The sequence below is a fragment of the Metabacillus mangrovi genome, assembly GCF_009711125.1.
Taxonomy (GTDB): Bacteria; Bacillota; Bacilli; order Bacillales; family Bacillaceae; genus Metabacillus_B; species Metabacillus_B mangrovi.
This window is the reverse complement of record NZ_WMIB01000025.1, coordinates 1-13,566: the sequence shown is the minus strand read 5'-3', so window position 1 is coordinate 13,566 and position 13,566 is coordinate 1. Positions and strand designations below refer to the sequence as shown.

Annotated in this window: 14 protein-coding genes and 1 rRNA gene; all 15 read left to right on the top strand. The window is 46.8% G+C overall.

Annotated features, from left to right (window positions below):
• Positions 1–89: 89 nt before the first annotated feature.
• Positions 90–2,024, top strand: a complete 1,935-nt coding sequence (gene ftsH / locus GKZ89_RS17700; protein WP_155113735.1) for an ATP-dependent zinc metalloprotease FtsH — start codon at positions 90–92, stop codon at positions 2,022–2,024.
• A gap of 154 nt (positions 2,025–2,178) precedes the next feature.
• Positions 2,179–2,943, top strand: a complete 765-nt coding sequence (locus tag GKZ89_RS17695; protein WP_155113734.1) for a type III pantothenate kinase — start codon at positions 2,179–2,181, stop codon at positions 2,941–2,943.
• Positions 2,944–2,975: 32 nt separating this feature from the next.
• The gene (gene hslO / locus GKZ89_RS17690; protein ID WP_155113733.1) at positions 2,976–3,851 is read left to right on the top strand and encodes an Hsp33 family molecular chaperone HslO; all 876 of its coding nucleotides are present in this window, start codon (positions 2,976–2,978) and stop codon (positions 3,849–3,851) included.
• Between the two features lie 21 nt (positions 3,852–3,872).
• On the top strand, positions 3,873–4,742 hold the full coding sequence (locus GKZ89_RS17685) for a peptidyl-prolyl cis-trans isomerase (protein ID WP_155113732.1): 870 nt from the start codon (positions 3,873–3,875) through the stop codon (positions 4,740–4,742).
• A gap of 69 nt (positions 4,743–4,811) precedes the next feature.
• The gene (cysK, locus tag GKZ89_RS17680; protein WP_155113731.1) at positions 4,812–5,732 is read left to right on the top strand and encodes a cysteine synthase A; all 921 of its coding nucleotides are present in this window, start codon (positions 4,812–4,814) and stop codon (positions 5,730–5,732) included.
• Between the two features lie 119 nt (positions 5,733–5,851).
• Entirely contained in the window at positions 5,852–7,249 is a 1,398-nt protein-coding gene (gene pabB, locus GKZ89_RS17675) for an aminodeoxychorismate synthase, component I (protein ID WP_155113730.1), read from the top strand.
• Between the two features lie 10 nt (positions 7,250–7,259).
• On the top strand, positions 7,260–7,850 hold the full coding sequence (gene pabA, locus GKZ89_RS17670; RefSeq protein ID WP_162357067.1) for an aminodeoxychorismate/anthranilate synthase component II: 591 nt from the start codon (positions 7,260–7,262) through the stop codon (positions 7,848–7,850).
• Complete coding sequence (pabC, locus tag GKZ89_RS17665) at positions 7,850–8,707, top strand: aminodeoxychorismate lyase (protein ID WP_162357064.1); 858 nt, start codon at positions 7,850–7,852, stop codon at positions 8,705–8,707. Before pabA ends, pabC begins: the two co-directional genes overlap by 1 nt.
• Before the next feature lie 12 nt (positions 8,708–8,719).
• Positions 8,720–9,577 (top strand): dihydropteroate synthase, encoded by an 858-nt coding sequence (folP, locus tag GKZ89_RS17660; protein WP_155113729.1) that lies wholly within the window; start codon positions 8,720–8,722, stop codon positions 9,575–9,577.
• Positions 9,570–9,929 carry a dihydroneopterin aldolase gene (gene folB / locus GKZ89_RS17655; protein ID WP_162357062.1) on the top strand — a complete coding sequence of 120 codons (360 nt, stop codon included), beginning with the start codon at positions 9,570–9,572 and terminating at the stop codon, positions 9,927–9,929. Before folP ends, folB begins: the two co-directional genes overlap by 8 nt.
• On the top strand, positions 9,929–10,435 hold the full coding sequence (gene folK / locus GKZ89_RS17650) for a 2-amino-4-hydroxy-6-hydroxymethyldihydropteridine diphosphokinase (protein ID WP_155113727.1): 507 nt from the start codon (positions 9,929–9,931) through the stop codon (positions 10,433–10,435). The genes folB and folK overlap by 1 nt, the downstream gene beginning before the upstream one ends.
• Complete coding sequence (locus tag GKZ89_RS17645; protein WP_155113726.1) at positions 10,405–10,611, top strand: helix-turn-helix domain-containing protein; 207 nt, start codon at positions 10,405–10,407, stop codon at positions 10,609–10,611. The genes folK and GKZ89_RS17645 overlap by 31 nt, the downstream gene beginning before the upstream one ends.
• Before the next feature lie 20 nt (positions 10,612–10,631).
• Entirely contained in the window at positions 10,632–11,633 is a 1,002-nt protein-coding gene (dusB, locus tag GKZ89_RS17640) for a tRNA dihydrouridine synthase DusB (RefSeq protein ID WP_155113725.1), read from the top strand.
• A gap of 87 nt (positions 11,634–11,720) precedes the next feature.
• A complete protein-coding gene (gene lysS, locus GKZ89_RS17635) occupies positions 11,721–13,220 on the top strand; it encodes a lysine--tRNA ligase (RefSeq protein ID WP_162357060.1) in 1,500 nt (499 codons plus the stop codon).
• A gap of 271 nt (positions 13,221–13,491) precedes the next feature.
• Positions 13,492–13,566 (top strand): 16S ribosomal RNA (locus tag GKZ89_RS17630); the annotation flags it as partial.

Below are 13,566 nucleotides of genomic sequence, written 5' to 3'. Positions count from 1 at the left end.
TGATTAAATGGCGCCATATTGTTTGTATTGGCATGATTTTCTATGATACTATTTAAACTAGTTGTGCCTACTGTGGGAGGAGGTAAGGAATGAAACGGATCTTCCGGAATACGATCTTTTATTTACTCATATTTTTGGTTGTGATCGGAATTGTCAGTACGTTTAACGGCCAAAATCCGAAAACAGAACCATTGACTTACACTGAATTCGTTTCGAAGCTGGAAGCGGGGCAAGTGAGCCAGATTACCGCGAAGCCGGTCAGAGGCGTTTTTGAGGTAAAAGGACAGCTTAAAGGCGGAGAGAAGGATCAATTCTTCTTAACTCACGTTCCAAGTGAGTCGATTGACCAGATTACCGCAGCTGCAAAATCAAGCAAAACCGAGTTTCAGCCTGCTGAGGAAACGAGCGGGTGGGTAACATTTTTCACATCCATCATTCCTTTTGTCATCATCTTCATCCTGTTCTTCTTCCTGCTTAACCAGGCTCAGGGCGGCGGAGGCCGTGTCATGAACTTCGGGAAAAGCAAAGCGAAGCTGTACAGTGAAGAAAAGAAAAAGGTCAGATTCAAGGATGTTGCTGGAGCAGATGAAGAGAAGCAGGAGCTTGTTGAGGTAGTTGACTTCCTTAAAGATCCGCGCAAATTCTCCGAACTTGGTGCAAGAATCCCTAAAGGTGTTCTGCTTGTAGGGCCTCCAGGTACCGGTAAAACCCTTCTTGCAAGAGCAGTAGCCGGTGAAGCCGGAGTACCGTTTTTCTCCATAAGCGGTTCTGACTTTGTTGAGATGTTTGTAGGTGTCGGTGCATCACGTGTGCGCGACCTGTTCGAAAATGCGAAGAAAAATGCACCATGCATTATCTTTATTGATGAAATTGATGCAGTTGGACGCCAGCGCGGCGCAGGTCTTGGCGGAGGCCATGATGAGCGTGAACAGACGCTGAACCAATTGCTTGTAGAAATGGACGGTTTCAGTGCGAACGAAGGAATTATCATCGTTGCAGCTACAAACCGTGCAGATATCCTTGACCCGGCTCTTCTTCGTCCGGGACGCTTTGACCGTCAGATTACAGTTGACCGTCCTGATGTGAAGGGACGTGAAGCGGTGCTTAAGGTTCATTCCCGCAATAAGCCGCTTGACAGTTCAGTCGACCTGAAAGCCATCGCAATGAGAACGCCTGGATTCTCCGGGGCAGATCTTGAGAACCTCCTGAATGAGGCGGCACTTGTTGCAGCGCGCTCGAATAAGAAAAAAGTCGATATGATTGATATCGATGAAGCAACAGATCGTGTAATAGCCGGGCCTGCTAAGAAAAGCAGGGTCATTTCTGAAAAAGAACGGAACATTGTTGCCTACCATGAAGCAGGACATACCATTATCGGCCATGTTCTTGATGAGGCAGAAATGGTGCACAAGGTTACCATCGTTCCGCGCGGCCAGGCAGGCGGATATGCGGTTATGCTTCCAAAAGAAGACCGCTATTTTATGACGAAGCCTGAGCTTCTTGATAAAATTACCGGACTTCTCGGCGGACGCGTAGCAGAGGAAATTGTCTTTGGAGAAGTAAGCACAGGTGCCTCCAATGACTTCCAGAGAGCGACCGGCATTGCCCGCCGCATGGTTACGGAGTTCGGAATGTCCGATAAACTTGGTCCGCTGCAGTTCGGACAGTCTCAGGGGCAGGTATTCCTGGGCCGTGACATCAACAATGAGCCGAATTACAGTGACGCGATTGCCCATGAAATTGATATCGAAATCCAAAGCTTCATTAAAACAAGCTATGACAGAGCGAAGACCATTCTCACTGAGAACCGTGATAAGCTCGAGCTTGTAGCCAAGACACTTCTTGAAGTTGAAACACTGGATGCGAAACAGATCGATCATCTGATTAAAAATGGCAAGCTCCCTGAACGGATTGAGGACCTCAATGATTCTGAAGGCACCTCAGATGTGAAAATCAATATTCAGCGCAAGACGGAAGATGTTCCTTCTGATGATATTGATGGAAACAACCTGAAAAAAGACTAACGGTATAAAGCCGCATCCATAGAGATGCGGCTTTTTTCTGTCCCGCCCTGCGTGTCAAAGCACATTGCCCTCTGTCTGCAGGTGTTTTATGATATGATGGGGGCGGAATAATTTATTATCCCTTATAGAAACCTAAATAGAGTGGTGAAAATCGTTGATTTTAGTATTGGATGTCGGAAATACAAATACAGTTATAGGTGTGTACGAAGAGGAAGAACTGAAATTCCACTGGCGGATTGAAACAAGCCGCAACAAGACAGAGGATGAATTTGGAATGCTGTTCAAATCCCTGTTTGAGCATGTCGGCATTTCCTTTAAAGATTTTGAGGGCATTATTATTTCATCTGTTGTGCCTCCTATTATGTTTTCGCTTGAACGGATGTGTAAATCTTATTTCGATCTTAAGCCGCAGGTTGTCGGACCAGGGATCAAAACAGGCTTAAATATTAAATATGAAAACCCAAGAGAGGTCGGAGCAGACAGGATCGTCAACGCAGTAGCAGGCATTCATCTATATGGAAGTCCGCTCATCATTGTCGATTTTGGAACAGCCACTACTTATTGCTATATTAACGAGGATAAACAATATATGGGCGGAGCGATTGCGCCAGGTGTAAATATTTCTACAGAGGCCCTGTACTCTAGGGCTGCCAAGCTTCCAAGAATTGAAATTGCCAGACCGGATGCCATTGTCGGGAAAAACACGGTCAGTGCCATGCAGTCCGGCATCTTGTTCGGCTACGTTGGACAGGTTGAGGGAATTGTAAGAAGAATGAAGGAAGAAACCGGCCAGAGTCCAAAGGTCATTGGAACGGGCGGGCTGGCTTCCCTGATTGCAAATGAATCAGAAGCTATTGACATCGTAGATCCCTTTTTAACGTTAAAAGGACTGCAGCTAATTTATGACCGCAATCGCTGACATATGAATCAGCGCGAAGGGAGCAAGAAAGAATGGATTATCTAGTAAAAGCACTTGCATATGAAGGGCAGGTCCGTGCCTATGCTGTTAAATCAACTGAAACGGTTGGTGAGGGACAGAGAAGGCATCAAACGTGGCCGACTGCATCAGCTGCACTTGGGCGTACATTGACGGCCGGCTTAATGCTCGGCACGATGCTTAAGGGGAAAGACAAGCTTACGATCAAAATAGAAGGAAACGGACCGCTTGGCCCGATTCTTGTAGATGCGAATGCAAAAGGTGAAGTCAGAGGATATGTAACCCATCCGCAGACTCATTTTGATTTGAATAAATTCGGTAAACTCGATGTCGCCCGCGCTGTCGGAACGCAGGGGATGCTTACCATTGTAAAGGATCTCGGCATGAGAGAGCATTTTACCGGCCAGGTTCCGATTGTATCCGGAGAGCTGGGAGAGGACTTCACCTATTACCTCGTTTCTTCTGAACAGATTCCTTCTTCAGTAGGTGTGGGAGTGCTGGTTAACCCGGATAACACCATTCTCGCTTCCGGCGGTTTTATCGTTCAGCTTCTTCCTGGGGCAGATGAGAAGACGATCTCAGCCATAGAAGAGCGCCTCACCAATATGGAACCCATCTCCAAGCTGATTGAAAAAGGACTGTCCCCTGAGCAGATCCTCGATACAATCCTTGGGGAAGGCAATGTAAAGATCCTTGAAAAAATGCCGGTTTCCTTCCAGTGTCAATGCTCTAAGGAGCGGTTTGGGTCTGCGATCATCAGCCTCGGTGCAAAGGAAATTGAAGAAATGATTGAAGAGGACGGACAGGCTGAAGCTCAATGCCACTTCTGCAATGAGATTTACATTTTTTCAAAAGAAGAGCTTGAGGAACTTAAAGCAGAATCAAAATAACAGCCAGCCGGGAGTGGAGAAATGAATAAGAGAGCCCTGTTGTTCACATGCATAGGACTCCTATTGCTGAACATTGGCACCGTAATTTTTTTCACCGCCAAGAAAGAACCTGATTCATCTGCTGAAGCGGTAGCAGAAGTAGGAGGAACAGACATTACACGTGAAGACTGGCTCGCTATGCTTGAGGAGCGGTATGGGAAGGAAACTCTTGAGCAGATGGTAAACAGCCAGGTTGTCCAGGAACTGTCAGAGAAATACAATGTGACAGCAGATGAAGAGACCGTCAATCGTGAACTGACCATGTTTAAGCTCTCCTCCAATACTACAGAAAGTGAATCAGCAGAAAATGATCGGCAGTGGCGCGAGCAGATCCGCTACAGCATCCTGCTGGAAAAGCTCCTTACGAGGGATGTAAACGTTCCGGAGGATGAGGTGCAGAAGTACTACGATGCCCATAAGGATGAATATTCCTTTGAGGCTGCCTACCACCTCTCCCACATTGCTGTGAAAAGTGAAAGTCAGGCCGAAGAGATCATTAAAGAGTTGGATGAAGGATCCAGTTTTGAAACGATGGCTGAGGAATTTGCATCAGCGGACGTCCAGCAGGGCGAACTGGGCTTCGTGTCGAAAGGCAGCGGAGCTCCGGAAGCCTACCTGGAAGCAGCAGCGAAGCTGGATAAAGGTTCTTACAGCCGTACCCCCGTCCAAACAGCGGATGGATTTGCCGTCCTTTTTTTAGAAGAGAAAATAAAAGGCCGGACCTACTCATACAATGAAGTGAAGGATCAGATAAAACGTCAGCTTGCGCTGGAGCAGATGGAAGGCTCTGTTACAGTCCGTCCCCTTTGGAAGGAAGCAGAAGCGGAATGGTTTTACGGGCAAAAAGATTGACAATTCCGAATTGGGTTGGTAAGTTTTAATTAAACCAATAAAAATACTCGGAATAGAGGTGCGTTCAGAATGCGTGTAGCAAATTCCATACATGAATTGATTGGGGAAACACCGATTGTTAAATTGAACAAAATGGTGGAAGACGATTATGCAGATGTATACCTGAAGCTTGAATTTATGAATCCGGGCAGCAGCGTAAAAGACCGGATTGCGCTTGCAATGATAAATGCCGCTGAACAGAACGGGAGCTTAAAACCTGGAGATACCATTATTGAACCGACAAGCGGAAACACCGGAATCGGCCTTGCAATGGTAGCTGCCGCTAAGGGAATTAAGGCAATTCTTGTTATGCCTGAAACCATGAGCATGGAGCGCAGAAATCTTCTGCGGGCTTACGGTGCTGAACTGGTGCTGACCCCGGGAGCTGAAGGGATGGGCGGAGCGATCCGTAAAGCCGAGGAGCTTTCCAAAGAGCACGGCTACTTTATGCCGCAGCAGTTTAAAAATGAAGCAAATCCGGAAGTTCACCGCTTAACAACAGGACCTGAAATTGTACGCCAGATGGATGGCGGGCTGGATGCCTTTATTTCAGGGATCGGAACTGGCGGGACGATCACAGGCGCAGGCCAGGTGCTGAAAGAGCATTTCCCGGACATTAAAATCTATGCTGTAGAACCTGCAGATTCACCGGTACTCTCCGGTGGAAAGCCGGGACCGCATAAAATTCAGGGGATAGGGGCAGGCTTTGTTCCTGATATCCTGGATACAAAGATGTATGAAGAAGTGATCGGCGTTCAAAATGAGGATGCTTTCAAATATGCGCGTGAAGCAGCCCGCACTGAGGGGATTCTCGGAGGAATCTCATCCGGGGCCGCCATCTATGCAGCTCTTAAAGTCGCTAAAGAACTCGGTAAAGGGAAAAAAGTTCTGGCCATCATTCCGAGCAACGGAGAGCGCTACTTGAGCACACCGCTTTATCAATTTGAATAAAAGAACGTAAAAACAGTCTCCGGACTGTTTTTATTTTTGCCCAGGGTAATAGTTGGATATAGAGAAACCGATGTACATCAAGTAAAATATCGGTATATGCCTTTTAGGAGTGTGTGCTTATGAAAATGTATCCCCATCACCTGAAAATCACCGGTCCGGCAGATTTTTTCGGTTCTTATAAATGGCTTACGGAGAATGAACCTTATCATGCATTGCTTGAGAGCGGCCGCGGGGGACGCTACACCATTGCAGGGATCGCTCCTGCTGCTGTCCTTTCTTCAAAAGGAGCGGAAATACAGCTGCTGCAGGGCGGAGAGCGGCAAACCTTTCAATCTGACGACCCGCTGCAATGGCTTCAGGACTACATGGCCAGGATCGAGACGGAACAGAACCCCGAGCTGCCTGATTTTCAAGGAGGAGCAATAGGTTTTATCAGCTACGATGCCGTACGCCATTTTGAAAAGCTGCCGGAATTGGGCGAGGATGACTTGGAAACTCCGGATTATTTCTGGATGCTTTTTCATGAGCTGGCGATTTTGGATCATCAGAAGGACGAGCTGTATATAATTGTTTTGGACCAATCAGCTGATGCCGCAGCAGAAAGGCTATCCAGGCTGAAATCACGCTGGCTCAGTCCGGCAAAAAAATCAGCCCGTATGGCCCCCGAGCCTTTAAAACCTAAAGGCCATTTTGAAACCGGGGAATTTAAAAAAGCCGTGGAACGGATCAAGGAATACATTGCGGCTGGAGATGTGTTTCAAGTCAATTTATCTGTCAGACAGGGAGTGCCCCTTGCCCATCATCCTATTGAAATTTATGAGCGGCTCAGAACCATCAACCCCTCTCCTTATATGAGCTATATTGAAACCCCTGACTTCCAGATCGCTTCTGCATCACCGGAGCTGCTTATCAAAAAGAGCGGTTCCAAGTTAAGCACGCGGCCGATCGCCGGAACAAGATCCAGAGGCGAAAATGAAGAAGAAGATGAGAGACTGGTGCAGGAGCTTATTGATAATGAAAAAGAGAGGGCAGAACATGTCATGCTCGTTGATCTGGAAAGAAACGATCTGGGGCGTGTATGCCGCTACGGAACCGTAGAGGTCAATGAATTTATGGCCATCGAAAAATATTCCCATGTCATGCACATCGTTTCCAACGTGCAGGGAGAAATGGAAGACGGCAAAAAACTGTCAGACGTTGTCCGGGCCGTATTTCCGGGAGGGACGATTACCGGAGCCCCAAAAATCCGCACGATGGAGATCATTGAGGAACTGGAACCAAAAAGAAGGGGAATTTATACCGGTTCTGTCGGATGGATTGATTTTAACGGCGATTTAGAGTTGAATATAGTTATCAGAACTCTTTTTGCGAAAGACGGGGCGGGCTATATTCAGGCAGGTGCCGGAATTGTTATTGACTCCAATCCCGACTATGAGTACAAAGAGTCGCTGAAGAAAGCAGCCGCTGTATTAAAAGCGGCGGCAGAGCAGAGTGAAGCAGAGCAAATAAAACGATGAGGTGAGCAGAGTGATTTTAATGATTGATAACTATGATTCCTTTACGTACAACCTGGTGCAGTATCTTGGAGAACTCGGCGAAGAGCTGATTGTCAAAAGAAATGACGAAATTACCCTGGAGGAGATCAGGAACATGAAACCGGAGTTTCTGATGATTTCCCCCGGCCCATGCAGCCCTGATGAAGCGGGGATCAGCATGGATGCGATCCGGGAATTTGCAGGGGAGATTCCCATCTTCGGTGTATGCCTTGGACATCAATCCATTGCACAGGTTTTCGGAGGAGATGTCGTTCGGGCAGAGAGACTGATGCATGGTAAAGTTTCCGAAATTGAGCATGACGGCCAAACGATTTTCAGTGGAATTGAGCAGCCATTTTTGGCAACGCGCTATCATTCCCTGATTGTAAAAAATGAAACCCTGCCCGATTGTCTCGCTGTAACCGCCAGAACTGCGCAAAATGAAATCATGGCAATCCGCCATAAAGAGCTGCCAATCGAGGGCGTGCAATTCCATCCGGAGTCCATCATGACTTCAGCGGGCAAATATCTGCTGAGTAACTTTATAAAGACCTATAAGAAAACAGAGGAGAGCGTCGTATAGTGCTGGTCTTCCTCAATTCAAAATTGATAAAAGCAGAAGAGGCGAACATTTCCCTCTTTGATCATGGATATATGTATGGCCTTGGTGTGTTTGAAACGTTTCGTGTCTATCGGGGCCATCCTTTTTTAGTAAAAGATCACTTAACGAGGCTTCATCGTTCTCTTTCAGAACTGGGTATAGAGACAGACCTAGCGATTGGGGAAGTCGTTCGGATGGTTCAGGAACTGCTTGAGGCCAATCAGATTGAAAGCGGAGATGCGGCAGTCAGGCTGGCAGTTTCTGCGGGTGACGGAGGTCCGGCTTTTACGGATCAGGTTTATAATGAGCCCGTTATCTCCTGTTTTTTAAGGCCGATTGCTGTCCCGGCTGATCAAAAACAGGGGCAGGTGCTCAGTCTCCGGAGAAACACCCCGGAGGGACTTTTCCGTATGAAGTCAAGCCATTACATGAACAACTTTCTGGCGAAAAAAGAATTAAAGGGGCAGATGGATACAGAAGGCATTTTTCTGACCGGGGACGGGCATGTTTGTGAAGGAATTGTATCAAACGTATTTTGGGTAAAGGATGGGGCGCTTTTTACCCCTTCAGCTGATACAGGTGCACTGGACGGCATTACCCGGAGGTTTGTCCTTTCACTTTGCAGGAAGCTGAACCTGCCGTATGAAGAAGGATTTTTTCCGCTTGAGGCGCTTCTGGATGCAGATGAAGCATTCATGACCAACTCGATTCAGGAAATTCTGCCGTTTAACCGGATCAATAACCAATACTTTGCAGGTAAGAATGGTGTCATCACACAGAGACTACAAAGAGAGTACAAAAAACAAAGGCACGTTTTATGGAGCAAAGATGAGCTGTAAAGGATGAGGGCTATGGGTTTACCAACGATGGACAGGCAGCACGGGATACGCTGCGGGGATTATACCCTGAATAATAAAGAGAAAACGCTGATTATGGGAATCTTGAACGTGACCCCTGATTCCTTTTCTGATGGGGGAAAATACAATTCCCTCGACCGGGCTGTTTTACAAGCTCAAATGCTTGTTGAGCAGGGAGCAGACATCATTGATATAGGCGGAGAGTCGACCCGGCCGGGAGCAGACTTCGTTCCGGCTGAGCTTGAGCTTGAGCGGGTCATTCCGGTGATAGAACGGATTTCGAAGGAAGTTGATGCACCGATTTCCATCGATACGTATAAAGCATCGGTCGCACGTGAGGCCCTCAAAGCAGGAGCACATCTATTGAACGATATATGGGGGGGCAAGGCCGATCCGGATATGACAGCGGCAGCGGCAGAGTTCAATGTCCCGATTGTGCTGATGCATAACCGGAAAGAACGCACATACAGTGATTTAATTCCGGACATGGTATCCGATTTGATGGAAAGCGTCAGCCTTGCAAGAGAAGCGGGCGTAAAGGATGCCAATATTATTCTTGATCCCGGGATCGGATTTGCCAAAGATTATCATGATAATATGACGGTTATGAATAACCTCGATGCTTTTACAAGTCTCGGGTATCCGGTATTGCTCGGCACATCAAGAAAAACATTCATTGGGAAGGTTTTAGATTTGCCGCCTGAAGAAAGAATGGAAGGAACCGGGGCAACTGTATGCTTAGGAATTCAAAAGGGCTGCAGCATTGTGAGGGTTCATGATGTGAAGGAAATCGCCCGAATGGCGAAAATGATGGATGCCATGCTCGGGAAAGGAGGGCGTGCAGGTGGATAAAATTTATCTTTCGGGGATGCAATTTTATGGCTACCACGGGGTTTTTGCAGAAGAGAACAAACTGGGCCAGCGGTTCAGGGCGGATCTTACTGTAGAAAGAGACCTGAGAAAAGCTGGAGAAACAGACCAGCTGGAGCATACGGTGAATTACGGAGAGCTTTATAAGATCTGCAGGGAAGTGATTGAGGGGGAACCTAAGAAATTGATCGAATCCCTTGCTGAAACCATTGCGGCAGATATTCTAAAAGGTTTTCCTGAAGTTCATTCCGTAACAGTGAAGCTTATAAAGCCCGATCCTCCCATTCCGGGCCATTATGAATATGCAGCTGTAGAAATAACAAGGCACCGGTGATGAAAAAAACCGCCTACCTCGCTTTAGGTTCCAACATGGGAGACAGGGAGTACTACCTTAAGAATGCGATTAGCCTTTTAAGCGGGGAAGAAGAAATAGATGTAGTAAAACAGTCCTCTGTTTATGAAACAGACCCGGTTGGATATACAGACCAGAATCCTTTTTTAAATATGGCAGTGGAAATTTCCACCACCCTGGGGCCAGAAGAATTGCTTGATAAAACCCAGCATATTGAGAAAAAGCTCGGACGGACAAGGGAAATCCACTGGGGACCGCGTACTTTAGACCTTGACATTTTATTGTATAATCATGAAAATATTGAAACAGAGCGGTTAATAATTCCTCATCCAAGGATGATGGACCGCGCTTTTGTTTTAATTCCTTTATATGAACTTTCTTCAGATAGCAGCATAACGGCAGATAAGCAAGTTTCGGTCATCATAGATCAATTATCGGACAAAGAAGGGGTCAGACTATGGAAGCTGAGAAGTGGGGAAGGCGGATAAGGGCCTACCGGAAGCTGAAGGGCTACACCCAGGAAGGCTTTGCAAAAGATCTTGGTATATCGGTTTCCGTCCTGGGCGAGGTTGAGCGCGGCAACCGGGTTCCCAGTCATGAGTTTGTGAGGGAGATTGCAGCGGCGCTTCATGTGACAGTAGAGGAATTATCACCTAAAGAATAAAAGAAAGGAGAAAAAACCAGTTGTTTAAAATAGGCGACATCCAAATGAAAAACAGAGTCGTGCTTGCACCAATGGCAGGTGTGTGCAACGCGGCCTTCCGCCTGACAGTTAAAGAATTCGGTGCCGGCCTTGTATGTGCAGAAATGGTAAGCGATAAAGCCATCCTTTACAATAACGCAAGAACGATGGGCATGCTGTACATTGATGAACGAGAAAAACCTCTTAGCCTGCAGATCTTTGGCGGAGAGAAGGATACACTGGTGGAAGCGGCCAAATTTGTAGATAAAAACACGACTGCCGATATTATTGATATAAATATGGGCTGTCCCGTTCCGAAAATCACAAAATGTGATGCCGGAGCCAGGTGGCTTCTTGATCCGAATAAAATCTATGAAATGGTATCCGCGGTTGTGGATGCGGTAGATAAACCGGTAACCGTAAAAATGAGAACCGGCTGGGACAGCGATCATATTTACGCAGTTGAAAATGCGCAAATGGTCGAGCGTGCAGGCGGACAAGCCATCGCCCTGCATGGCCGCACCCGTGTCCAAATGTACGAAGGCCACGCTGATTGGGATATGATTAAGCAGGTAAAAGAATCAGTAAACATCCCGGTTATCGGCAACGGTGACGTTCAAACTCCGCAGGATGCTGAAAGAATGCTTAAAACGACCGGTGCAGATGGAGTAATGATTGGACGCGCCGCACTGGGCAACCCATGGATGATTTACCGTACCGTCAAGTATCTTGAAACCGGAGAACTTTCCGAAGAACCGGACGTTAGGGAAAAAATGACCGTCTGCAAACTGCACCTGGATCGTCTTATTGATCTTAAAGGCGAGTATGTAGCAGTGCGCGAAATGCGGAAGCATGCTGCATGGTACCTGAAAGGAATCCGGGGCAACGCCAATGTCCGCAGCGGAGTCAACACATGCAATACAAGAGAAGAGCTTGTAAGCCTCCTCGATGAATTTACAGAAGAAATGGAAGCAAAACAGGAAAATAGCGCTGAAGCTGTTTAATAGATAGAAGGAGCCGGCCCGTTTGGAGCGGTTCCCCCTTTTATATTTGTAAAATCAAGCAAATAAGGAACAGGAGATGAGAAGCTCGTGAGTGAACAGGAAATGAACCATGAAGAGTTAAATGACCAGCTGCAGGTAAGACGCGAGAAATTACATACATTGAGAGAAAAAGGTCTGGATCCTTTCGGAAAACGGTTTGAAGCCACACACCAGTCAGCTTCGCTGACAGCCGAGTATGAAGAGGTTTCAAAAGAAGACCTCGAGGGAGCGGAACACCGCGTAACCATCGCCGGCCGTATTATGACGAAGCGCGGAAAAGGAAAAGCGGGCTTCGCGCACATTCAGGACCTGCAAGGGCAGATTCAGATTTATGTCCGCCTGGATGCAGTAGGTGAAGATCAATATGAATTGTTTACAACTGCTGACCTTGGAGACTTAGTGGGTGTAACAGGTGTGGTCTTCAAGACAAAAGTGGGCGAGCTTTCTGTAAAAGCAACTTCTTTTGAACTGCTCACGAAGTCTTTGCGCCCTCTTCCTGATAAATACCATGGCCTGAAAGATATTGAGCAGCGCTACCGCCAGCGTTATCTCGATTTGATCATGAACCCTGAGAGCAAGCAAACGTTTATTACCCGCAGCAAGATTATTCAATCCATGCGGAGATACCTGGACGATCACGGCTACCTTGAAGTGGAAACGCCGACTATGCATTCCATCCCGGGAGGTGCCTCTGCACGTCCATTCGTTACACACCATAATGCACTGGACATGCCTCTTTATATGAGAATCGCGATTGAGCTTCACTTAAAGCGTCTGATTGTCGGCGGCCTTGAAAAAGTTTACGAAATCGGCCGTGTATTCCGGAATGAAGGAATTTCGACCCGCCATAACCCGGAGTTTACCATGATAGAGCTGTATGAAGCGTACGCAGACTACAAAGACATCATGAAGCTTACAGAGAATGTGATTGCCCATATCGCGAAAGAAGTGCTCGGTACAACGTCCATCCAATATGGAGAGTATGAGGTAGACCTAGAACCAGAATGGACAAGGCTGCATATGGTAGATGCCATTAAAGAAGCAACCGGAGTTGATTTCTGGAAGGAAATGAGCGTTGATGAAGCGAAGGCTGCAGCAAAAGAGCACGGTGTAGAAGTGACCGGGCACATGACAGTCGGCCACATCATAAATGAATTTTTTGAACAAAAGGTTGAGGAAACTCTTATTCAGCCTACGTTTATCTATGGTCACCCTGTAGAGATCTCACCGCTTGCAAAGAAAAACGATGAGGATCCGCGCTTTACAGATCGATTCGAGCTGTTTATTGTAGCCCGTGAGCATGCAAATGCTTTTACTGAGCTCAATGACCCGATTGATCAGAAAGAACGCTTTGAAGCACAGCTGAAAGAGCGTGAGCAGGGGAATGATGAAGCCCACATGATGGATGAGGATTTCATCGAGGCACTTGAATATGGCATGCCGCCGACAGGCGGTCTTGGGATTGGGATTGACCGAATTGTAATGCTGCTCACCAATTCTGCATCCATCCGAGATGTACTGCTTTTCCCGCAAATGAGACACCGCTAAGAGAGAAAAACAGAGTTCCGTATAAAAAACGGACTCTGTTTTTATTTTTTTAAAAAAACTATTGCGCTCTTCCCTCACGGGTGGTATATTAATATTCGTTGCTGCAAAAACGCAGTGGCCGCAAGAAAAAAACGAGTAAAAAGTTGTTGACATTATAAACGCCTGATGGTATTATAATAAAGCTTCACTTTTACGAAATGATCTTTGAAAACTGAACAAATCGAAGTGCCAACGTTAATTCTAAAGTTTTAAACAAGAGCTAGTCAAACACTTTTTGGAGAGTTTGATCCTGGCTCAGGACGAACGCTGGCGGCGTGCCTAATACATGCAAGTCGAGCGGATCTCT

Excerpts from the sequence above, each read along its gene's own strand:
- ftsH (WP_155113735.1), top strand. The coding sequence starts at position 90 with ATGAAACGGATCTTCCGGAATACGATCTTTTATTTACTCATATTTTTG.
- hslO (WP_155113733.1), top strand. The coding sequence starts at position 2,976 with ATGGATTATCTAGTAAAAGCACTTGCATATGAAGGGCAGGTCCGTGCC.
- GKZ89_RS17685 (WP_155113732.1), top strand. The coding sequence starts at position 3,873 with ATGAATAAGAGAGCCCTGTTGTTCACATGCATAGGACTCCTATTGCTG.
- cysK (WP_155113731.1), top strand. The coding sequence starts at position 4,812 with ATGCGTGTAGCAAATTCCATACATGAATTGATTGGGGAAACACCGATT.
- pabB (WP_155113730.1), top strand. The coding sequence starts at position 5,852 with ATGAAAATGTATCCCCATCACCTGAAAATCACCGGTCCGGCAGATTTT.
- folP (WP_155113729.1), top strand. The coding sequence starts at position 8,720 with ATGGGTTTACCAACGATGGACAGGCAGCACGGGATACGCTGCGGGGAT.
- folK (WP_155113727.1), top strand. The coding sequence starts at position 9,929 with ATGAAAAAAACCGCCTACCTCGCTTTAGGTTCCAACATGGGAGACAGG.
- GKZ89_RS17645 (WP_155113726.1), top strand. The coding sequence starts at position 10,405 with ATGGAAGCTGAGAAGTGGGGAAGGCGGATAAGGGCCTACCGGAAGCTG.